Here is a 1,056-nt window from a genome sequence, read left to right as displayed (position 1 = left end):
GTGCATCTTCGTAAGAAGTGGCAGTAACGATTTCGATAGTACGGCTTTCTAATTCAGCGATTAATGATTTAGTTGCACGATCGGCAAAGCTGTTTGGAGTAATGTTTTGGTGCTCAATAACGAGAGCGCGCATTTTATTAGTACTATTATTGTTGTTCATAATAACGCCTGAATAGAATGGTTGATTCTGATATATATCGATTTATAAGTGATATAAAGCAATAAAATATCTGGCAGAATTTATTGAGAATAAAATAAACAACCTCTTAATTAATATCACTATTAAAGGTAAGGGAATTGATGTTTATTATTTTTATTCTTACTACTTGTTTATTAACAAGTGATTTTTTGTATTTAAATTCGAGAAATTTAAATAATTAAAATATAACTCTTATTTTTAAGAATGATATTTTAAGTTGAATAGTTATCTTGTCTTCGAGGTATATAATGCGCTCTTTTCACAAAAATAAAACCATATAAACGGAATGAATTATTGCATTTTTACTAAAAAATAAGCCGATAAGTATCATTATTCGACCATGTTTTTTCATAAATCGTTCTCTAATGTTACCTTTGATGTCTCTTTTGAGGTTAAATCCTTTTTTTACAATAACTTAGTTTTGTGTTGTCTGATGTCATATCAAATGCAAATAATGGCTATGTTTTTATTATGCAAAAATAATGAAAATAAATTCACACAAGAATGTGTATTTATTTTCGTAAGTGTAGGTAAAGTAAGATTTAATTTGTATTCCTCTTTATTTAGTCTAAGTAAACTCAGTGTGTGAGGAATATCTGGCATGATTTAAACGCATAAAAAAATCCCCACTCAATGAGTGGGGATTTAGGGTAGTCACGTTATCGACTTAGTCGATTATAGAGCGTCTTTTTTGATACAAAGAACGTGGTATTTACCGTCTTCGATCTCTGCGCCTTCAGTTTCGTGTTCGAAACCTGGGAATTCTGCATCCCATGCTTCTAGTGCTTTCAAGTACTGAATTTGAGGACTTGTTTCGTCACCGAAGTTTTCACCACCCATTAGCATTGGGATGCCTG

The 1,056-nt window shown here is 31.2% G+C and carries 1 protein-coding gene; it reads right to left on the bottom strand.

All coding sequences use genetic code 11. The features are described from left to right. Positions 1-874: 874 nt before the first annotated feature. Positions 875-1,056: hypothetical protein (locus tag C9J42_RS21295; RefSeq protein WP_146144315.1), on the bottom strand; the 182-nt coding region annotated here is incomplete at its 5' end.

The sequence above is a fragment of the Photobacterium sp. GB-56 genome (assembly GCF_003026105.1).
Taxonomy (GTDB): domain Bacteria; phylum Pseudomonadota; class Gammaproteobacteria; order Enterobacterales; family Vibrionaceae; genus Photobacterium.
The sequence above is the reverse complement of the archived record's forward strand: the minus strand, read 5'-3'. Positions and strand labels throughout refer to the sequence as shown.